Raw genomic sequence first — 20,949 nt, 5'->3', positions numbered from 1 at the left:
GACCGTTCTTTTTTGCAAAGCTGATAGCTAAGGAAACGATCATGAGTGAAAAAATCTACTTTAATACTTCGCAGCGATTCAGCTTGAAACGCAGTCTGGTCAGCATCACTACCCGTCTGCATCATACGTTTGCCCCATCACACGCGAAAAAGACCGCGCGTAAACTGCTGCTGACACCGGTACGCACTCAGCCAAAGAACACTGAACCACAAGGCTTGGTAAAAGGGGAAGTACAAGGCCATGCCGGTGGTATTAAAACTTATTCACTGGGCTCCGGTCCGGTTTGGGTACTGACCCATGGTTGGTCAGGCACTGCGAGCCAGTTCTACCCGCTAATGGAGCATATTGCCGCATCTGGCTACACCGCACTGGCTTACGATCATCCTGCCCATGGCGCGAGTGATGGCCAGTATGGGCATATTCCGGCGTTTGTTCGTGGTCTGGAGGACGTATTGGATTCCGTAGATGACGTTGCGGGTTTGGTGGGGCACAGCATGGGCACGGCATCGGCGCTTGAATGTCGCCACAGCAAACTGGACAACAAACCTCTACTGTTGATTGCTCCCGTTCTGAACTACGTTGAAAACCTGTTTGGCAGCATTGCACGCTCTGGTTATTCAATGAAACTGTTTCAGGCGGTGGTCTCAGAAGTTGAAGATCAGTTTGGCTACCCACTGCAATCGATCGACCCAGAAAAGCGTCTGGCAGAACGAGAAGCGAAAACCATCATTGTTCATGATCAGCAGGACAAGTTCACCAGGCACAGCGTGTCTGCTAAAGCAGCGAGCGAGATTGAGCGTGTTGAACTGGTCACGACGCAGGGTCAAGGCCATGGCCGGGTAATGAAGTGCGACGAAGTTTTCTGTAGCTTTGACCGCTTGATTGAAGCAGATTGATAAAGCGAGATCGCAAAAACAACAAAGGACAGCCGAAGCTGTCCTCTTCTTTTTAACTATGTTGAAAGACAGTGATGTTGGATCACAACATCTTAGCTGGGCTTAGCTACAGTTAGCTGGGCCAATTTCTTTCCAAACCCCCCATTCGCCAGACTTGCTAGGATCTTGACCCTGAGTCCACCACTTCGCTTGCCAAGTTTTACCTGCGTACGTTACTTGATCGCCGCCCGTGTAGACCGCTGTTGCATCCCACGCGTTAGTACACGTACCGCCGCCAGTGCTGTGTTTCGCGACAACCACGGTTGCGCTTGCTGAAGACGCTGCCTGGCCGTCGCTTACACTGACTGTAAAGCTGAGACTGGTGTCTTGTGGGTATTCAGCTGCAGTGAAGGTAACCTTCGCGCCGTTAACTGTCGCGCTTAGGCCTTGAGGGAGCGTCCAATCGAAGGTTAACGTGTCGTTGTCAGCATCGCTAGACGCTGACGCGTCAATCACTACCACATCTCCGGCATTTGCCGTTGCTGGAGCAGAAACCTGTGCAACTGGTGCGGTGTTTGGTGGATCGATTACGCCAGCAGGCTTCACCGTTACCACCACGAGATCAGAAGCCGTCGTGCCTTGGTTGTCTGTTACGGTTAGCTCGAATGTTAGCTGCTCTTCTGCTGTTACTTCTGCAACATCAAAGCTTGCTGTTGTTGTGTTCGTGCCAGATAGTGCCACGGCAGTACCTGATACCTGCTCCCAAGCGTAGCTTGCGATGGTGCCATCAGAGTCTGTTGAGTTGCTGCCATCAAGCACTACGCTTGCCGGCCCCGTAACTACTTGGTCCGCACCTGCCGCCGCCGTTGGTTTACGGTTTGGTGGAACAACTATACCGCCAGCCATACCTTCGTGCATTGCGTTTAGGATGTCGCCGTTGTCTGCGTCAATTTCCCACGAGAACAGACCAGCAAGACCTAGAGATTTCGCGTAGTTGCCTTTCGCCAATACAGAGCGGTGATCGTCAAATGTGATCAGTTCACCGGTTGAACGGTTCCACACCCAAGGTGCTTCGGCTTGCTCATCATAGCCATATTCAAAGCCGTTGATGCCGGTGTTGTTCGCTCCCAGCATGAATGACTTAATGCCTTTGTAGTCAATAACGCCATCTTCCCAAACGCCCTGAGCCGTGCTGCCTTTCAGTTTGCCCGTCGCCGTACCTGTCATAGGGTCATTGGGATCGGTTAGCGTATCAGGTGTTACCCCTTCCCAACCACGGCCGTACATAGCTGTGCCTAGTACAAGTTTGCTGGCAGGAACGCCTTGTGCCAGCAGAAGCTGGATGCCGTTGTCTGCCGTGTAGGCCGGGCCTTTGTACGGTTCACCGTTTTCATCGACACCGCTACCGTCACATTGACCTGGGCGCATGAATGAACCACAGTAAAGTGCAGTCTGGTGACCAGGAACGTTGTTCCAACCGCCGTAGAAGTCGTAAGTCATGGCAAAGATGTAGTCCATGTACTGCACGGCGTCAGCATAGTTAACGTCTTCAATTTTGTCATACCCCACACCGATTGCGGAAGTGAGTTCGTAGGTACGGCCTGTTTCTGCCTCCAGATCATCCAGCATGGCCCGCAGTTCACGCATCAGTGCCCCGTATGCCGGTCCATCGTTAACCGGATCGCCTTTCTCAGCCGCCGCGCCGCCACCGCCAGGAAACTCCCAGTCGATATCGACGCCATCATAGAACTTCCAGGTTTTCAGGAATTTTTTGACCGAAGCAACAAAGGTGTCACGGTTGGCTTTGTTGACGAAGTCATAGAATGGATCCGACAGTGTCCAGCCGCCGATGGAAGGGATAATTTTCAGATCAGGATTACGCTGTTTCAGCGCCATCAGCATGGCGTAATTGCCTTTGATTGGTGTGCTGTACTGATGACCGGCCTGGGGGAAGCTTTTTTGATACGCTGCCCAGGGATCATGGATCACCACTTCGTAATCATTCACACCACGACAGGCGGTTTGCAGGGCATTGAAGCTGTTACCGCCAACCGATTTTACTGACTCATTTGGACCACAAATGGGAATGAAGCCGTAAAGGATGTGAGTTAGGTTATCGACAGGCATGTTGTCCACGGTGTAATCACGACCGTAGATGCCCCATTCAACAAAATAAGTCCCCATCACGACGCTTGGATCGGTTTTGTAGGTCTTGTTATTCGGGTCGACATTCATCACCAGCGGCTTAAGGTGAGAGCCGTCTGTATCGGCAATGGTGATTTCCACCGGTGCACTTTTGGCACAGCCGGTCGCATCACATGCTTCGATTTCCATTTGATATAAACCACCCTGGCTGTATTCAAATGTTGCACTGGTTTGGCTGCCAGTGATAGGCCCTGTTGCCACCTCAACGCCATCGAAGTAGATATTGTAAGTGTCACCGGTTGTGCCACTCCACTGGTTAAACTTTACCGTAATTTTGGCCTGGTCATGGTATTTCACCATGTCGTAGTAGCCAGATGTGGTTTCCATTGCCAGTTCGATTTTGGAAAATTGCAGGTTATTTGAACCATACATATCGATACTTGGTATGCTGGGGGCAGCCATTGCCCCTCCGGATATCGCCATGGCAACCCCGGTTGCACATAGGTTGAATCGAATCATAACGTTACTCTCAATCCTTGAATTGGTGTTTAAAGCCGGACATAAACTGCTGATGCGCGGGCTAGTCATGTCAACCAGGCTGGGCGCAAAAGCATCCCAATGAGGATTTCAGAGAGTTTTTTTTCGTCAAAAAAAATTAAATTGCTTTTCGAGCCATTTGCGAGAACTTAAGCGCAACCCGAGCGCTGTTGCACGTCAATTGCAACCCTGAATCCATATTTAACATTTTTTTAGCAAATTTGGTTTTTGCTGCTAAGTGAGACGGGATGAGTTTTAGGTTAATCAATGCGCTGGTTAGCCACCACAGCAGTCGCGCCTGCCAGTGGCAGCACAATGCCGCAACGAAAAGGATTACTTGTTGTTGAAGTGTTGACTGAGAGCGGCGCGCCGCTTGACAGCGACCCCGGTTTCTGAGCCTTTCACCGTATGCTCAAAGCCTTTTTTGATAAAGCGTTGATCGGGTATTGAGGGCTCGATACGCCGGATTTGCGGCGACAGGTGGGAACCGGAGGTTTGATACGCGGTCTGGCCTAAGCCGGTGTCAATGGTGATAACTTTGCCGTCGAAATCGAACTGGGTCGCGATTAAGCGATGATCCCGGAACACCCCTTCGGCGGAGAACGTCAGGGTTTCGGTCCGGTACGGTGGTGCACCGATTTCGAGCCAGTCGCCGTACACGTTACTCGGGTCGGTGTACTCCTGATATGATTTGACGACCTGCAAGGCACAGACGCTAATCAGGCTGACCGCAAAGAGGATAAATACGCTGCGGAACAGGGCCGTCTGATGGCGAGACCAAAAAGAAGTCGCTGGCTTTGATGGTGTTTTTTTGTTGTGCATTGAAGTGGCCATGCTTCCTAAACAATTACCGATAAAAACATGGTGGGAATGATACAATCAAAAAACAAACGATCTCGTCTTTGAGACAGTGAAAGTATGATCTATTGTTCATTTTTACATTCTGAAACACGCTTTATCCCGGTTAGTTGGTAATAAGAATGTTAATTTGGAGCAGTTTTAAGCTTGAGTCATTGAGAAAAACATTGTAAAAAATAGCGGTCTTTTGATAAGGAAACCGAAATGGATATTAAGGAAAACAGTTATTTTGCAGGTGATGTTAAATCGCTTGGCTTTAATCAAAAAGGAAAGGAGATCAGCGTCGGTGTGATGCTGCCTGGTTCTTACACTTTCGGTACCCAAGCCCCTGAGCGTATGACGGTGGTGAAAGGTGCGCTGATTGTTAAGCTGGCGAATCAGGCTGACTGGGTGACTTACACTGATGGTCAGTCATTTGACGTTGAAGGGAACTCATCGTTTGATCTGGAAGTGAGAGACGCGACCGCCTATTTGTGTGAGTATTTCTAGCTATCGCTTTGCCTGGACTGGCCACCGTTAAGGTGGCCTTTTTGATCTGGCCGCGGGCATGGGGCTCGGATGCTTGATATCCGTGATGACGTTATCAGCTTGTTACTGCTTACTCTGCATGTTGCGCTTACTTAAGTATATACTTAAGTAAGAAACGTTTACCGAGTAAGGAGGACACGGTGGCCGTACATCAAAAGCATTCCGATCTCCCTCCTCGTTATGAGGCGCCGGATTTCACCAATGAGCAAAGGCACCGCTTTACTTCCGTAGCCAATGCGGCGCACAAGCGTCGTGCTTTCTATAAGCAAGCGCTGGAAAAAGGTTTAATGGCGAAGATGCATAAGGATGATGCACCGACTAACACGCCTAAACCTAGCAAGTTGAGGCAGGCTGTGTGGCTGGTTGTGGTTTTGCTGGTTGGCCTATGGTTTATGTATCTGTTTGCCTGACGTATTGATTCCGCTGTTTAGCGGCGCAGCGGGGTAACGTTGCTGTTTGTCTCCGTTTGAACCTGATGGCTTAGGTTTGCGGGATACTCACCGTTTTCATAGTAGGCGAACTGGTTTTTACCGTTGTGTTTGGCGGTGTACATGGCCTTATCTGCGCAACGGGTGAGTTCAGCCAAGTCATTCGCATCTTGCTGGTAGATGGCGGCTCCAACGCTGGTGGTTAAGCTGATCATCTCCTCATGCAGATAGTAGCCATGCCCGAACAGGTTGACAATCCGCTGCAAAATACCATCCAGATCCTGTTTATTGCGCACACCATACAGCAGTAAGACAAATTCATCACCGGCAAAGCGGGCGATTGAGTAATCGTGTTGGTGCTGGTCTTTACTGCGGCTGCGGAGGTTTTTTTTCAACCGAGTGGCAAAGTGACGCAGAACGCGATCGCCGGCCTCATGACCAAAACTGTCGTTAATCCGTTTGAAGTTGTCGATATCAAGGAACACCAGCGCGGTAACCGTAGCTGGGCCTCTGCGATCGCGGCTTATCTGGGCCAGTTTGGTGCGTGCCCACTTTTCAAAACTCCATCGATTGGCTAGGCCGGTCAGTTGATCAAGGTAAGCCAGCTCCTCAATGCCTTCCCGGTAAAGGGTTTGAATATAGTTCAGTACCTTAGTGTAGTAATAAGAGAAGGTATGGCACACGACGCAGGTGGCGATTAAGGTCAGCATAAACCGGCCGAACTCTAAGTGCTGTGGCTGGATAAGATGGATACCCAGTGATACTGCCAGGCAAAATCCCAGGCTTAGCCATAGCCCGAGTTGAAACTCGTTAATTAAGATTATCGCCGCCAGAATCGGGAACAACCACAGCAAATGGCCGGGTGCCGAGTGGTCAAACAGAAAAAGCAGTAACCCTGCCAGCAGCAAAATGCCACTGAGAATCAGATCAGCGTGATGATAATGATAGTGTTTAATCGCATAGAAGTTACTGGTGCACGCGAATGCACAAAGCGCGTAGAGCAGGCTTTGCGTGGGGTTGTCTGGTGAATAGTGCAGTAACGATCCTATCCCCATGCTGAGTGCTGTAATGCCACAGCACAGCGAAACTATCTTTTTCTTCCGGGTGGATCGTATGTCAGCCATCTCCTCTAAACGTGCACCAGCAAGTTTAGTCATTGACTTTCCTCTCCAAGAGTCGCTTGGTCTTCCTTGTCTAGTGGGTAAGTCTAGAAGGGAAATCAGCGCGCGCTGAAGGTGAAATGAAGAAATGTGATATGAATCTGGTTTATTACCTAAGGCGGCCCTGATGGTAATAAACTGACAGTTTGTGAAAGTTTTCATGGGTGTGAAAACTTTCATTAGTAAACGGCTCAAGCTGGGCGGGTTAGTCATCGTCTAACGTGATGACAATAGGACTTTGCGGTGAAATGAAAGCGATTTCAGCGTGGTATGAACACTCGCATGTTGGTTAAGGTATTGATATATTTGACTAAATATTGAAGAGGTAGGCTGGTGTTGTTTCATGGCTTTTCGTGATGTTTAACGCTGTGAGCCGTATGTCCGTTTTCATGAGTTTCATCGATTAACCTGTTTCTTGAAATAGCTAATGTCCATTTGTGTTATCGGTTAGTTCAGAGGTGGTACCTGATACCGATAACATACTTATTTCTTGTCTCTTAACGTTTTGCCTCCCATGCGGAGGCTTTTTTTTTGTTCTGGTATTGTGATTCTGGTCGGTTCTTGCCACTCCATGAAACTGTTTCATGGCGCGGGAGAAAACTGTAGAAGGTCTCATTGTTTACCAGATTGCCAACAACAGGCTAAAGTTGGATGTGATAGTTCTCACAATAACCCTGCGGGTGATGCTCAATAATGGCATTCATGAAAGCGGTTTCGGCATGTGTGATGAAAAGCAAATACAGAGTGTAGGGTGAGGTTTCTGGTGGCAACGATCAAAGATGTATCTGAATACGCTGGGGTTTCTCAGGCAACCGTGTCCAGAGTGGTAAATGGTACCTGTCGGGTCAGCCATGATAAGAAACTGAAAGTGGAAAAAGCCATCCAGGCGCTTGGCTATCGTCCCAACTCCATCGCCCAGGCCCTGGCGTCCAGCCGTACCGGCAGCATTGGCATCATCGTTCCGGAGTTGGGCGGGCCATTTTACTCTGGCATCCTGCAGAGTATTGAAGAGCGGTTGCGCCGTCTCGGTTACCATGCAGTGGTCACGGCCGGTTCCAACACCGAGCAAAGCCAGCGGGAGTCGGTCGAGTTTCTGCTTGGGCGCCGGGTGGATGCGATGATCCTCCACACTCAGCGCTTGTCGGATGATTTTTTAATCGATCTTGAAGGGAAAGGGGTGCCGCTGATCCTGGTGAATCGCTTTATTCCTGAAATGGCAACCAGCTGTATTGAGATCGACAACGAACTTGGTGGCCGCATAGCGACTGAACATTTGTTGCGAATGGGACATCGCAACATTGCCTGTATTACCGGTCCTCTGGACAGAGCTGACGCACGGGGGCGTCTGCAAGGTTATCGCAAGGCTCTGGAAGAAGCGGAAATCGAGTATGACGAAGCGTTAGTGTCCGAGGCCGGTTTTACTGAGGAGTCTGGCGTCAGTGCCATGCGCAAGTTACTCAAGCGGAAATGCCCGTTTACGGCGGTGTTTGCGTGTAATGACCACATGGCATTTGGGGCGTATGAAGTTCTGAAAGCAGAAGGCTTAGCGGTACCAGAGCGTGTCTCTTTGGTCGGGTTTGACGACATCTTGTTTGCCCGTTATCTCACCCCGGCGCTTACGACGGTGAACTTCCCGATCGAGCAAATGAGCACGGAGGCCGTTCAGCTGGGCGTTCAGATGCTGAACAAACAAAAACGCGACGTAAACTTTAAGTTGGCGCCGACGTTGGTACACAGAGGCTCGGTACAGGAACCCTACCGCCGATAAACCGATATTTAAGGACGATGACATGAAATTGAAGACTTTGACGCTGGTGATGACCGCGGCGCTGGGAGCGGGCGCGAGCGTGAACGCCGCAGAGCAGTCCATTCGCTTTGATGGTTTCCCGGATTTTGACAGCAGCCTCAAGGTGTTACTCCCGGAGTTTGAAAAGGAAACCGGTATTGAGGTGGATTACCTGATGAACAACCATGGCGATCATCATACCAAGCTTACCACCAACCTGGCGACGGGCTCCGGTGCAGGTGATGTGATCGTTGTTGATGTGGAAAAAATTGGTCCGTTTGTCTCCTCTGGTGGCCTGGTCAACCTGTCGGAAACATACGGTGCAGACAAATATGCGCAACGCTTTGCACCTTACGCCTGGGCGCAAGGTCAGGGGGCGGATGGTGGTGTGTACGGCATGCCCGTCGACCTCGGTCCGGGGGTGATGTACTACCGCACGGACCTATTTGAAAACGCCGGTATTGATCTTGGTGAGGCGCTCAAAGACTGGGATGCCTACATCGCTGCCGGTGAAAAACTTAAGCAGCACAACGTGCAACTGATTGCTTCGGCGGCGGACGTAGCGCAAGCGATCATCTTTACCACTGTGCCGGAAGGCGAAGGCGTTTACTTTGACAGAGACGGCAAGCCGGTGGTGACTTCTGAGCGTTTTGTGCATGCCTTTGAAGTCGCCAAAGCGATCCGTGATAAAGGCCTGGATAGCCGTATTCGGGCCTGGTCAAATGAGTGGTATGAAGGCTTCCGTAACGGCACCTTTGCCACCCAACTGTCCGGCGCGTGGTTGCTGGGCCACCTCCACAACTGGATCGCACCAGAGACCGCAGGAAACTGGGGGGTATCAAATCTGCCTGACGGTATTTACGGCAGCTGGGGCGGTTCATTCCTGTCGATTCCGACTCAGTCCAAACATCAGGACGAGGCGTGGAAGTTGATCGAATACCTGACCACTCGCCGTGACGTTCAGCTCAAACACTTTGAAACCATCGCCGCCTTCCCGGCCAATACCACCACTTACGATGACCCCATGTTCGAGGAGAAAATTGATTTTCTGGGGGGGCAGCAGGCGCGCCTGCTGTTTGCGGATGTGGCAAAGAACATCAAACCGGTGGCCCCGGCAAAAGGCGACCATGTGGCGCGTTCTATCATCCTGGAAAACGCCCTGATGGAAGTGCTGGATGAAGGCAAGGACATCAAGACGGCGCTGAAAGAAGCTGAGCGGATGATCAAACGTCGTACGCGTAATCTGTAATTATTGCTAATACTTAAGACAGGAAGGGGGCGTGCCCTCTTCCGGGTAAGAGATCGTTATTATGAATCGGGCAACGGGCAACGGGCAACGGGCAAGGTTATGCAAACATCACAACGTGACAGCATTTTTTCTCGGTTAAATTTGCAAGCGCTTACACCGTATGGGTTCCTGTTGCCGTTTTTGCTCATCTTTTCTGTGTTCGGAATATTCCCGTTACTGTTTTCGATTTTCCTTTCCTTTCATGAGTGGAATCCGGTGGAGGGACTGGGGGCGATGAATTTCGTCGGGCTGGAGAACTACCACATTGCTCTGACCGACCCGTGGTTATGGCGATCATTAAAGAACACTTTATGGTTAGCCATCACCTCCGGTGTGGCGCAGCACCTGGTGGCGCTGCCGGTGGCTTACATCCTGGTGTCTCTGGGGGAGCGTTTCCGTCACTGGCTTACTTCCGCCTACTTTTTGCCCTTCATCACCTCGACGGTGGCGGCTTCGCTGATTTTCTTCAATATGTACTCGCCCACTTCCGGGATTATTAACCAAAGTCTGATTGCTCTGGCAGACAGCCCGCTGTTTGGCTGGGCATTTTCCTGGGTGAACGAGTTTCAGCCTATCCGTTGGTTAGATGATGCGACACTGGTGAAACCCTCGATCGCCATCATGGTGTTCTGGAAATACACCGGCTTTAACATTGTCCTGTACACCACCGGCCTGATGACGATCCCGAAGGACATTTTGGAAGCGGCGCGTATGGATGGCGCTAACGCCTGGCGCCGATTCTGGAGCATCTCACTGCCGATGATCCGCCCATTTGTCTTCTTTGCGGTCACCATGACCATCATCGGTAATCTGCAGTTGTTCGAAGAGCCGTTCGTGCTGACCCGCGGTACCGGGGGCACCGGTCAGTCGGGGTTAACCATTTCGATGTACCTGTACAAAGTGGGCTGGGAATGGCTGGAGATGGGCACCGCCTCAGCGATTTCATGGTTGCTGTTTACCCTGATTGCAGGTTGTACGGCGGTTCAGTTCTTCTTTTTCGGTAAGAAAGGTTTGGGGGAGCCGTAATATGAGCGAACATACCTCACCGGCAGCGCTGGGCTGGCGTCCGAGCGATCGCAGCCTCAGGATCTTCACCAAGGTACTGATGGTGGTGCTGGGCTCAGTGCTGATTGTCTCTGCCATCATGACTGTGTTTCCGTTTATTTGGTCGGCGCTGCTATCAACCCGCGACCGAACCGAAATCTTCGGTAGCGGCATCAGTTTCGCGATTGGTGACAGCCTGGCCATCAATTACGCCAAACTGCTGGAAATTATGCCGTTCTGGCAGGCGATGTTTAATTCGATTTATATCGCGTTCCTCGGCACGGCGATTTCACTGCTGTTCTGTAGCATGGGCGGTTACGCCTTTGCGGTGTACCGGTTCAAAGGTAAGAACCTGCTGTTCGGTATGCTGGTCGGGTCGATGATGATCCCGCCGGTGCTGAGCCTGATCCCGTATTTCATGATCGTTAAATTTTTAGGTTTGCTCGATAACCACCTGGCGGTATGGCTGCCGTTCACCACCACACCATTTGGTCTTTTCCTGATGCGCCAGCACGTGGTGGCCTCGATCCCAAAAGAGCTGCTAGAGGCGGCGAAACTTGATGGGGCGGGCGAGTTCCGCACCTACTGGAGTGTGGTATTGCCTCTGATGAAACCGGCACTGGCGACGCTGGCTATCGTGCAGTTCGTGTTTTTCTGGAACATGTTTATGCAGCCGCTGGTGGTGCTGACCACGCCGGAAAATTACGTGATCACCCAGGCGCTGCGCAGTGTCCAGGGGATCCCCAATACGCCTTGGGGCGCGGTGATGCTCGGCACCACCATTTCCATTCTTCCGCTGGTTATCACTTATTTGTTTGCTTCGAAACAGATGATCAGCGGTCTGACGTCCGGTGCGGTGAAAGGTTAAGTGACACGAAAGGTACAATAATGAATACGCTCCAGCTGTCCCAGGATTCGCCCATGCCTCGTCCGACGTTCCTGTTTGGTGTCGCAATCTCTGCTTACCGGCAACGGTTTGGCATGATGGATGTCGGTTACCCTACCCAGAAACGCACCTTAAAGCAGAGTGCGATGGCGTACCGGAATATGCGGCTGGTGCGGATCGAGGAGAACAAATAATGGCAAAAGTAGAGTTCAAAAACATCAAGAAATCTTTTGATAATGTGGAAGTGGTGAAACACTTTGATTTCACGGTGGAAGATGGTGAATTTGTGGTTTTCCTCGGACCATCGGGCTGCGGTAAATCGACCACGCTACGCATGCTGGCGGGTCTGGAAAGCATCACCGCCGGTGAGATTTACGTCGGTGACAAGCTGATGAACAAAGTCGATGCCAAAGACCGTGACCTGGCAATGGTGTTCCAGAGCTACGCGCTCTACCCCCATATGACGGTATACGAGAACATCGCCTTTGCGCTCAAACTGAAAGGCATGGCCAAAGCGCAGATCGATGCCGAAGTGCGTAAGGCCGCTAAAATGCTGGAGCTGGAAACCCTGCTCGATCGTAAACCGAAAGCGCTTTCTGGCGGCCAGCGTCAGCGCGTCGCAATGGGCCGCGCGATGGTGCGTACGCCCAAAGTGTTCCTGTTTGATGAGCCCTTATCCAATCTGGATGCCAAGTTGCGTGGGGTAATGCGTGCAGAGATCAAACAACTGCACCGCGAGCTTAAAACCACCACCATTTACGTGACCCATGATCAGATTGAAGCCATGACCCTGGCTGATCGTATCGTGATCTTAAAAGACGGCTACGTGGCGCAGGTCGGGACGCCCACCGAGGTGTTCCAACGGCCGGCCAACAAGTTTGTCGCGCAGTTTATCGGCAACCCGTCGATGAACATGCTCGATGCAGTATTGGTAGGTGAAGATGATCACTGGTTAGTCGAACTGGGTGATGTCAAAATTCCTCTGCCTGAGCGTTTTCAAGCCCTTGCAGCAAACAAGCTGGCGCTGAACTTGGGCATTCGCCCTACCGACATTCACCTGCGTGCCGAACAAGTTGAGCATGAGCGGGTGTGGCCATTCGTGGCCAAGATCAAAGACAAAGAGCTATTGGGGGCAAGTACTTTGCTTAAAACAGAAATCGCCGGGCAGCCTTTGATGGTGGAAACTCAGGCCGCAGAGGTCAGGGGGGATGAGCTGACGCTGTACCTCGATTTAGATGCATTACATTTGTTTGATGCCGCCAGCGAACATTCTCTGGCGCGGTTCTGACCACGTAGCCAGAATCCGGAGGAACGCACGGGCTCTGGCCTCTCCATTTCTCCCCCTTTGGATAATTGAGCCTGGTTCATTGGTCATTTATATTTTTATTACTACACTTTCGCGGAAAGTTTTCCGCTGTTGGATGTTATGAACAAGAAAAAACGCTCGCCGTCGATTTATGATGTGGCCAAGTTAGCTGGGGTATCACCCAGTACCGTATCGCGCTTTTTGAACCGTACGACGTATGTGTCAGAGGAAAAGACGGCCAGTATCGAAAACGCGATAAAAACTCTGAGTTACAAACCGAATTATCAAATCAGTCAGGCCGGCAACCCCCGTTCAATGACGATCGGGGTACTGGTACAAAGCCCGGAAAGCCCGTTTACCAGCCGTATTTTTAACGATATGGAGAAGTATCTGGCACCGAAGGGCTATTCGCTGGTGATTGCATCGGGTTATTGGCAACGCCGCTTACAACTCAATGCGCTTGAACAGCTGGTAAAAAGCAATGTCGATGGTGTGATTGTGGTTTCTGGCAACCTCACCGGGCAGGACTTACAGACGTGCGCCAGTAAAATTCCGGTGGTGGCACTGGGTTATCAGGCAAGCGGAGACAACTTGTATTCGGTCAATATTGATAATGTGCTTGGTGGCTATATAGCTACGTTGCATCTGCTTCAGCAGGGCCATGTTAATATCGCCCACATCAAAGGGGTGCTCAATCAACCGGATACCATTGCCCGCTATGAGGGCTATCAAAACGCGCTGCAGGATGCGGGGCTCAAGGTGCACTCTAAGCTGGTAAAGCAGGGTGATTTCAGCAGTGAAACCGGTTATGACCGGACGGTGGAGCTGCTGCAAGCCAAAGTCCATTTTTCTGCCCTGTTTGCGGCCAATGACCAAACGGCCTATGGCGCGATCAAAGCCCTGCATGATCATGGGCTGAAAGTGCCTGATGATGTCTCGGTTGTCGGTTTTGATGATCTGCCCACTTCCAAGTACTTTACTCCAGGACTGACCACGCTGCGTCAGCCGGTGGAGGAAATTGGTGTGGTATGCGCCGAAGCAATTTTAGCCTTACTCAGAGGCGAGGCGTGTGAGGTACGACTCCCGCCGATTGATTTGATTGTCCGGGAGTCGACGATTTCTAAGTTTCGGGCTTAGTTATCTTCTGTCGGGAGCAGGTCTGAACGGTAGTCAGCCAGCGTGGCGGGCAGGATCGGATTGGTCAGATGGAAAACGCGTCGTTGATCCAACGCCAGTCCGGCCAGATCCGCGCCGTAGACCTGTTCAAACAGCTGATCGAGCTGGCCGCTGGCCCGGGCTTGCTGTAAACCGGACTGCAGCGCCTTGAGTAACGCCTGTTGCTGTGGATGGAAGTAAAAGACCAGTGGAAAAGGGTAGTACAGCAACAGGCTTGGCTCGATGATCAGATCCGGTGCCAGGCTGGCGTATTGTGCCAGGATCGCCTCGGCTTCATTGGCCCCTAGCGCCATGTAGTCACACTCACCGTTTTGCAGTGCAATCAGCATTTCTTCCAGGCTGCCTTGTTCTAACACCGGATATTGGTTGGCGCGAAACAGATCGGCGTCTGCCCAGGTGGCGGGGATCCCCACCGTCATTTGTTTTAATTGGGCTTCACTCAGCCGGGCAAAGTTGTGCTGACGGTGTCGGTGAACGATCAGCACCCGACAACCCAGTAAACCTTTACATAATGGCTGAGGCAACTGCAGAAAAGGGGTTTTAGCGAACTTTTTATTGCCGGCGACCGTCACCAGTACATCCGCGCCGAGGTTGAAGATGTTGCCTTCATCTTCGGCGCGGGGATAATCGGTCTGGTCATTATAGATCTCACCTGAGTGAACACTCTGCTCTAGCGCCAGTTGCAGTACTTTCAGCTCAAATGCTTGTCGAATCGCAGATTTATTGCCATTCCAGAAATGAATCATGCTATTGCCTCGTTATTTTGATGATTATGGGATGATTTCATCTCTAACATTGCAATGAAAGCGCTTTCGCATCTTGTGGGTTAGATTTGTGCTAAGACGCACGAATTAACCCAGTATTATGGGATTAGACTCGTGAGGTGGTGGCGGCCATGCTGCTTATCTTTAAGTGTGAGGACAATGCTAGATAAATTTGTATTGGCTCACAAAACGGGTAGCGAGACGTTATTGGTTAAGTTGTTGATTGCAAATAAGATGTTATTTTTTAACCAAAGCGCCCTCTATTTATGTTATTGATATTGCGTGGTTTTTTCTTATTGTGATCCAGCCGCTATTTTATGTAGGTGTGATTGAATCTCTGCCCAATAGCGGGGAAGATGACATTTAAGAAAGCGCTTTCTCTTGGGCGCGAATGGTGTGTCGCTACGTTGTTTGATGTTTACGATAACCCCAGTCCGCTGTGTTAAGAACTGATATTTTTTTACATACAAAAGAAAGCGCTTTCTTTGGCAATCTAACATTATAAAAGGACAATGTGATGCAAAAGAAAACTCTGCTCGCGACACTTGCTGCCAGTATGGTGCTTGCTGCTACAGCACAAGCTGAGACCATCAAACAGGGTGGAACATTGACGGTACCGGTCATCAATACCGGTTTTGTTGAAAACTATAACCCTTACACTTCCGGTGACACATTCCACGGTGTCATGTTTGAGCCGTTATTTGTTCTGAACAACATGACGGGGGAAACGCACTACCGTCTAGCAGAGTCAGTTCAGTATTCTGATGACCTTAAAACGATCACTTTGAAATTACGTGATGGTCTTAAATGGTCTGACGGTGCCCCTTTGACAGCAGAAGATGTTGTTTTCAGTTTTGAATTGACAAAAAAAGCCCCTGCTTTTGATGTAAAAGCAATTTGGCCAACAGGTAATTTGCAAAGTGTTAAGGCGTTAGATAAACACAACGTCGAATTTAAGCTTGCTGAAGCCGACTCTACGTTCTTATGGAACATTGGTGCTTACCATATTGTTCCTAAACATACGTGGTCGAGCGTGAAAGATTACACCACGTTTACCAACCCAAACCCGGTCGGCAGTGGCCCAATGACGACGGTTAAATACCTGAAGCCACAGCAACTGGAGTTGTGTCGTAACCCGAACTACTATCTGGAAAACCGTCCATACCTGGACTGTATTAACTACCGTTCTTACAACGATAACTCACAGATCCAGCCAGCGCTGATCAAAGGTGAAATCGACTGGGGTTCAAACTTCATTGCTGACGTAGAGTCAACGTTTGTCGGCCAGGATAAAGAGAATAACCACTTCTGGTACCCGGCAAACGATGCGATTCACCTGTATGTGAATACCAAGAAAGCACCATTTGATGATCTGCGTGTACGTCAGGCGCTGTCGATGGCACTTGACCGTGAAGCGATTGTGGACATTGCCGCTTACGGCTACCCAACGGTGAACTACAACGTTGGCGGTATTGCTGAACTATACAAAAGCCATATTGATGCTGGCGTAAACAAAAAATATGGCTACCTGACTCAGTATGATGTTAACAAAGCCAAAGCGCTGCTTGATGAAGCGGGTATTGTTGACCGCAATGGTGACGGCTTCCGTGACAGTAAAGACGGTTCAACGGTTGAGTTTGATATCGAAGTGGTGAACGGCTGGACTGACTGGATCCAGGTGGTACAGATGGTCACTGAGTACTATGCGGATGTGGGCATTAAAGCGAATGTTAAAACGGTTGACTGGGCGGTTTACGATAAGCACCTGAAAGACAGTGGATTTACTATGTCGATCAACTGGTCAATGGTGTCTAACAACCCAATTCTGGCATTCCAGGAGTACTACCACACCTCTCGAATCGGTAAAGGTTTCCACGCCGGTCACGGTGTTCATTCGCCTGAAATCGACAAGCTGATCGACAGCTTCGGTAAAATTGGCGATGCGAACAAGCAGGAAGCGATCATTTCTGAACTGCAGGAATTTACTGCTGAAAACCTGCCGTTTATTCCATTGTTCTCTAACCCGACCTGGTTCCAGTACAGCACGAAAAATATTGTTGGCTGGCCAAACGAAAAAGACCCTTATATTCAACCTGTTTGGTATGATGGCGGTAAGCGCGTGATCATCCTGAACAACCTACACCTTAAGTAGTTAATTCGTTTTTTTATTTTACACCGGAGCCACGGCCATCGGGCTGTGGCTCCTAGGTTAAAAGGTTTGTTATGTCGTTTTTAGCTCGCCGATTTGGCTTTTATTTTACTGCCTTTCTGATTGCGATTTCATTCAACTTTATGCTGCCTCGCCTGATGCCGGGTGATCCGGTTGATGCGTTGTTCGCGGCCGCTCAAGGTCGTATGGACCCGGCACAAATGGATGCGGTTCGTGAGATGTATGGTTTTGTCGATGGCAACGTTTTTGAGCAGTATCTGGCTTATATGCAAAGCGTGTTCACTTTAGACTTGGGCCCGTCAGTGCTGATGTTCCCGGTTAGCGTGTCTGAAGTGATTGCGATGGCACTGCCATGGACTATGTTTCTTGCGCTGGGTTCTCTGATCGTGGCGCTGATCATCGGGGTCAGCATCGGTACCTACGCCTCTTATCACCGTGAAGGACTGTTTGGTCAGGTGGTCCCACCAGTGCTCGCCTTCATCAGTAACTTCCCCTATATCGTCACGGCACTGCTGCTGTTCTATTTCTTTGGTCTGAAAATGGAGCTGCTGCCACTGGCCTACACCTATGATCCGGCACTGGATCCAGGCTTCACCTGGGAGTTCATCAGTAGTGTGGCGAAACACGCTGTGTTACCGGTGGGGTCAATGGTGGTTGTCGGTATCGCCAGTTGGGTATTTAACATGCGTAACGCGATGATCAATATCCTCGGTGAAGATTACGTCACCATGGCCGAGGCAAAGGGCTTAAGCAGCTACCGCGTGATGTACCGCTATGCCGGTCGAAACGCCATTCTGCCGGTAGCCACTGCTATCGCAATGGCGATTGGTTTCTCATTTGCCGGTTCGATCATGACCGAGGTGGTATTTAACTATCAGGGCCTTGGCAACATTTTGCTGAAAGGCATCGTTGCACGTGACTACCCACTTATTCAGGCCATTCTGCTGATCCTGGTGACCGCAGTACTGACGGCCAACTTTATTGCTGACTTACTTTACGTTTGGCTTGATCCGCGAATTTCGAACTAAGGTGCATCATGGACAAATTAATCACTAACTCAACACCTTCCGGGACGGCTGAACAGATGACACGCGAACCACGATTCTCTTGGCAACGGATCAAGAAAAGCTTTGGCAAAGTTTATGCCTTTTTCTATGGCAACCCACCTGCGATCATCGGCGGGTTGTTGCTCTCGATTGTTTTGGCCGGCGCAATTTTCGCCCCGGTACTGGCAACGCACGACCCAGATCGCCGCGTAGCCAGACCCCACGTGGCGCCGAACGCTGAACACGTTCTGGGTACCACCCGTAGTGGCCGTGATGTGTACAGCCAGGTGCTGCACGGCGCGAGAAAGTCACTGACAGTGGCCATCTCTGCCGGCGTGATCGCAATGAGTCTGGCGGTCATTATTGGTGTTTCCTCAGGTTATTTTGGCGGCAAGATCGATGAGCGTCTGAACTTCCTGACCAACGTATTCCTGGTTTTCCCACAGTTACCGTTGCTGATCGTTCTGGCGGCGTTTCTCGGCCAGGTCGGGTCCCTGGTTATTACCATATTGCTCGGAATAACCTCCTGGCCGTGGGGGGCACGGGTTATCCGTTCGCAAACCCTGGCGATCCGTAACAAAGAATTCATTATCTCTGCGGAAGTAATGGGCGAGTCAAAAATACGTATCATTTTGGTGGAAATCCTGCCGAACCTGGTTTCCATCGTATTTGGTGGATTCCTCGGTACAGTAATTTACGCGATGGGTTCTGAAGCCGGTCTGGGCATCCTTGGCCTGGGTGATGCCACCGAAGTCAGCTGGGGTTCCATGCTGTACTGGGCACAAACCTCGTCGTCACTCTACACCGGTGCATGGTGGGAAATGTTGGTTCCGGCGATGGCGCTGGCGGTTACAGGTGGTGCGCTGGCACTGATCAACATGTCGATTGACCAGGTAAGTAACCCGAAACTGCGTACTGGTCCACACATCAAGCTATGGCACAAACTGAAAAAAGAAGCGGATAAGCGCCGAGGTCTACGATGAGCAACTTACTAGAAATTAATAACCTATGCGTCGATTACGTCTCACCTAACGGTGTTGCTCGCGCGGTCAATAATGTCAGCATCTCCATTGCACCGGGTGAAACCCTTGGCATTGCGGGCGAATCCGGTTGTGGTAAAAGTACACTGGCGTTTGCGATTTCACGTTTGCACAAGGCTCCGGCACTGATCTCCGAGGGTGAAATCCTGTACAAAGGTCAGGATGTGCTGAAGATGAATGACAAACAGTTGCGCGATTTCCGCTGGAATGACGTGTCAGTGGTATTCCAGAGTGCGATGAACTCGCTCAACCCGGTGATCACCATCGGGGAACAGTTAACCGACGTGATCCTCGCCCACCGCAAAGTAACGTATAAGCAGGCGCATGAGCGTGCGGTTGAACTGCTGGGTGTGGTCGGTATTCACGGCGATCGCATGGCGAGCTTCCCTCACCAGCTGAGTGGTGGTATGCGTCAACGGGTGGTGATTGCGGTGGCGCTTGCCCTTGAGCCTAAACTGATCATCATGGATGAGCCAACCACGGCACTGGATGTGGTGGTTGAGCGCGAAATCCTCAACGAGCTGTATGAGCTGAAAGATAAATTTGGCTTCTCAATCCTGTTTATCAGTCACGACCTGAGCCTGATGGGTGAAATTGCCGATCGCATCGGGGTGATGTATGCCGGTAACCTGATTGAACTGGGCGAGGCGAAAAAGGTGTTTGGCGATCCACAGCACCCCTATACCAAAGGCCTGATTTCGTCATTCCCGACCATTCACGGGCCAAAAGAGCGCCTGTACGGCATTCCGGGCAACCCGGTCAACCTGTTGAATATCCCGCAGGGATGTAACTTCCAGGCTCGCTGCAACGAGTGTTTCGCAGCGTGTCAAAAGAGTGATCCGACGCTGACTAAAGTCAGCAACGGTAACCTTGTTTCGTGCCATCTGATGTAAACCGGAGAGAAGAATGGACAATGCAACCAACCCAGAAGTGATTCTCTCAGTGAAGAATCTGGTTAAGGACTTTCCACTCGGTCAGTCGGTGAAAAGCAACCTGATGCGCGCAGTCAATGATGTGTCATTTGAGCTGCGTAAAGGCGAGGCGTTAGCGATCGTCGGGGAGTCGGGGTCGGGTAAAAGTACCGGCGCCCGCGTACTGACGCGTATCTACGATAAGACCGACGGCGAGGTGATGTTTAAAGGCCAGGAGCTGAGCGAGTACATCAAACAGCACGGTGAGCTGGAGTATGCGCGCCAGGTGCAGATGATCTTCCAGGACCCGTTTGGTTCACTTAACCCGGTACATACGATTTATCATCATATCGCCCGTCCGCTGATGATCCATAATCGGGCAGAGAAACACGCGATCCCTAAGCTGGTGTACGAGCTGCTGGAACTGGTCGGCCTGTCACCGGTGAAAGAAACGGCAGAGAAATACCCTCATGAGCTCAGTGGCGGTCAACGTCAGCGTGTCGCGATTGCCCGGGCGATTGCGGTCGATCCCGACGTCATTCTCGCCGATGAACCTATCTCTATGCTGGATGTGTCGGTGCGGTTGGGGATTCTGAACCTGATGTCGGATCTGAAAGACAAACACGGCATTTCGTTTATGTATATTACCCACGATATCGCCACAGCCCGTTACTTCGCTGAGAAAACCGCGGTGATGTACGTCGGCCATATGGTGGAGTGGGGCAGCAGCGACAGCGTGACCCAGAACCCGCAGCATCCGTATTCGCAGCTGTTGCTGTCAGCCGTACCTGAGGTCGGCAATGCCGGTAAACGGGAGCTGATGGCCAAAAAAGGCGAAATTCCATTGTGGAAACCCAGCAGTGTCGGTTGTCCTTTTGCCAGCCGCTGCCTGAAGGCGACAGAGGTGTGTGCCCAATCGGTGCCTGACGCGACCAAAGTCGCGGAAGACCATTACGCACGTTGCCACCACCTGACGTAAGACACCGAAACAGCCTATTAAA

General features: G+C 50.9%; 19 protein-coding genes. 15 read left to right on the top strand and 4 right to left on the bottom strand.

Translation table 11 applies throughout. The features are described from left to right. Nucleotides 1–41: 41 nt before the first annotated feature. Nucleotides 42–896, top strand: coding sequence for an alpha/beta hydrolase (locus P2G85_RS16205; protein WP_275865104.1), 855 nt, complete (start codon nt 42–44; stop codon nt 894–896). A 102-nt stretch (nt 897–998) separates the two neighbouring features. Here P2G85_RS16205 and P2G85_RS16200 read toward each other — a convergent pair whose 3' ends face one another. Together P2G85_RS16200 and P2G85_RS16195 are read right to left on the bottom strand one after the other, a co-directional pair. After that, nucleotides 999–3,539 carry a glycosyl hydrolase family 18 protein gene (locus P2G85_RS16200; RefSeq protein WP_275865103.1) on the bottom strand — a complete coding sequence of 847 codons (2,541 nt, stop codon included), beginning with the start codon at nt 3,537–3,539 and terminating at the stop codon, nt 999–1,001. 351 nt (nt 3,540–3,890) lie between these two features. Continuing rightward, nucleotides 3,891–4,391 carry a DUF2850 domain-containing protein gene (locus P2G85_RS16195; RefSeq protein ID WP_275865102.1) on the bottom strand — a complete coding sequence of 167 codons (501 nt, stop codon included), beginning with the start codon at nt 4,389–4,391 and terminating at the stop codon, nt 3,891–3,893. Between the two features lie 228 nt (nt 4,392–4,619). Between P2G85_RS16195 and P2G85_RS16190 the strand changes: the two genes are divergently transcribed. Then, nucleotides 4,620–4,904 (top strand): pyrimidine/purine nucleoside phosphorylase, encoded by a 285-nt coding sequence (locus P2G85_RS16190; protein ID WP_275865101.1) that lies wholly within the window; start codon nt 4,620–4,622, stop codon nt 4,902–4,904. A 179-nt stretch (nt 4,905–5,083) separates the two neighbouring features. Then, nucleotides 5,084–5,353 (top strand): hypothetical protein, encoded by a 270-nt coding sequence (locus tag P2G85_RS16185; RefSeq protein ID WP_275865100.1) that lies wholly within the window; start codon nt 5,084–5,086, stop codon nt 5,351–5,353. A 17-nt stretch (nt 5,354–5,370) separates the two neighbouring features. Here the strand turns inward: P2G85_RS16185 and P2G85_RS16180 are convergent, their stop codons facing one another. Beyond that, a complete protein-coding gene (locus P2G85_RS16180; RefSeq protein WP_275865099.1) occupies nt 5,371–6,528 on the bottom strand; it encodes a GGDEF domain-containing protein in 1,158 nt (385 codons plus the stop codon). A gap of 766 nt (nt 6,529–7,294) precedes the next feature. Here P2G85_RS16180 and P2G85_RS16175 point away from each other — a divergent pair. The 7 genes from P2G85_RS16175 (at nt 7,295) to P2G85_RS16145 (ending at nt 13,978) form a co-directional block, all read left to right on the top strand. Then, nucleotides 7,295–8,299, top strand: coding sequence for a LacI family DNA-binding transcriptional regulator (locus P2G85_RS16175; RefSeq protein WP_275865098.1), 1,005 nt, complete (start codon nt 7,295–7,297; stop codon nt 8,297–8,299). Between the two features lie 22 nt (nt 8,300–8,321). Beyond that, complete coding sequence (locus P2G85_RS16170; RefSeq protein WP_275865097.1) at nt 8,322–9,566, top strand: extracellular solute-binding protein; 1,245 nt, start codon at nt 8,322–8,324, stop codon at nt 9,564–9,566. Nucleotides 9,567–9,665: 99 nt separating this feature from the next. Then, nucleotides 9,666–10,631 carry a sugar ABC transporter permease gene (locus P2G85_RS16165; protein ID WP_275865096.1) on the top strand — a complete coding sequence of 322 codons (966 nt, stop codon included), beginning with the start codon at nt 9,666–9,668 and terminating at the stop codon, nt 10,629–10,631. Nucleotide 10,632: 1 nt separating this feature from the next. Next, nucleotides 10,633–11,517 carry a carbohydrate ABC transporter permease gene (locus P2G85_RS16160; RefSeq protein ID WP_275865095.1) on the top strand — a complete coding sequence of 295 codons (885 nt, stop codon included), beginning with the start codon at nt 10,633–10,635 and terminating at the stop codon, nt 11,515–11,517. Nucleotides 11,518–11,537: 20 nt separating this feature from the next. Further along, nucleotides 11,538–11,729: a hypothetical protein gene (locus P2G85_RS16155; protein WP_275865138.1), complete on the top strand. Its 192-nt coding sequence runs from the start codon at nt 11,538–11,540 to the stop codon at nt 11,727–11,729. Further along, nucleotides 11,729–12,823 carry a sn-glycerol-3-phosphate ABC transporter ATP-binding protein UgpC gene (ugpC, locus tag P2G85_RS16150; protein WP_275865094.1) on the top strand — a complete coding sequence of 365 codons (1,095 nt, stop codon included), beginning with the start codon at nt 11,729–11,731 and terminating at the stop codon, nt 12,821–12,823. The genes P2G85_RS16155 and ugpC overlap by 1 nt, the downstream gene beginning before the upstream one ends. Before the next feature lie 138 nt (nt 12,824–12,961). Continuing rightward, entirely contained in the window at nt 12,962–13,978 is a 1,017-nt protein-coding gene (locus P2G85_RS16145; RefSeq protein ID WP_275865093.1) for a substrate-binding domain-containing protein, read from the top strand. Here P2G85_RS16145 and P2G85_RS16140 read toward each other — a convergent pair. Beyond that, on the bottom strand, nt 13,975–14,763 hold the full coding sequence (locus P2G85_RS16140; RefSeq protein ID WP_275865092.1) for a transporter substrate-binding domain-containing protein: 789 nt from the start codon (nt 14,761–14,763) through the stop codon (nt 13,975–13,977). The genes P2G85_RS16145 and P2G85_RS16140 overlap by 4 nt on opposite strands. 535 nt (nt 14,764–15,298) lie before the next feature. Here P2G85_RS16140 and P2G85_RS16135 point away from each other — a divergent pair. The 5 genes from P2G85_RS16135 to P2G85_RS16115 all read left to right on the top strand — a co-directional run bounded on the left by P2G85_RS16135 (nt 15,299) and on the right by P2G85_RS16115 (nt 20,927). Continuing rightward, nucleotides 15,299–16,933, top strand: a complete 1,635-nt coding sequence (locus P2G85_RS16135) for an ABC transporter substrate-binding protein (protein ID WP_275865091.1) — start codon at nt 15,299–15,301, stop codon at nt 16,931–16,933. Nucleotides 16,934–17,004: 71 nt separating this feature from the next. Continuing rightward, nucleotides 17,005–17,979, top strand: a complete 975-nt coding sequence (locus P2G85_RS16130; RefSeq protein ID WP_275865090.1) for an ABC transporter permease — start codon at nt 17,005–17,007, stop codon at nt 17,977–17,979. Nucleotides 17,980–17,987: 8 nt separating this feature from the next. Next, nucleotides 17,988–18,980 carry an ABC transporter permease gene (locus P2G85_RS16125; RefSeq protein ID WP_275865089.1) on the top strand — a complete coding sequence of 331 codons (993 nt, stop codon included), beginning with the start codon at nt 17,988–17,990 and terminating at the stop codon, nt 18,978–18,980. Then, complete coding sequence (locus P2G85_RS16120) at nt 18,977–19,930, top strand: ABC transporter ATP-binding protein (RefSeq protein ID WP_275865088.1); 954 nt, start codon at nt 18,977–18,979, stop codon at nt 19,928–19,930. The genes P2G85_RS16125 and P2G85_RS16120 overlap by 4 nt, the downstream gene beginning before the upstream one ends. A 13-nt stretch (nt 19,931–19,943) precedes the next feature. Then, nucleotides 19,944–20,927, top strand: coding sequence for an ABC transporter ATP-binding protein (locus P2G85_RS16115; protein WP_275865087.1), 984 nt, complete (start codon nt 19,944–19,946; stop codon nt 20,925–20,927). The last annotated feature ends 22 nt before the right edge of the window (nt 20,928–20,949 follow it).

It is taken from the genome of Vibrio sp. CAU 1672 (assembly GCF_029223195.1).
GTDB lineage: Bacteria > Pseudomonadota > Gammaproteobacteria > Enterobacterales > Vibrionaceae > Vibrio.
The sequence above is the reverse complement of the archived record's forward strand: the minus strand, read 5'-3'. Positions and strand labels throughout refer to the sequence as shown.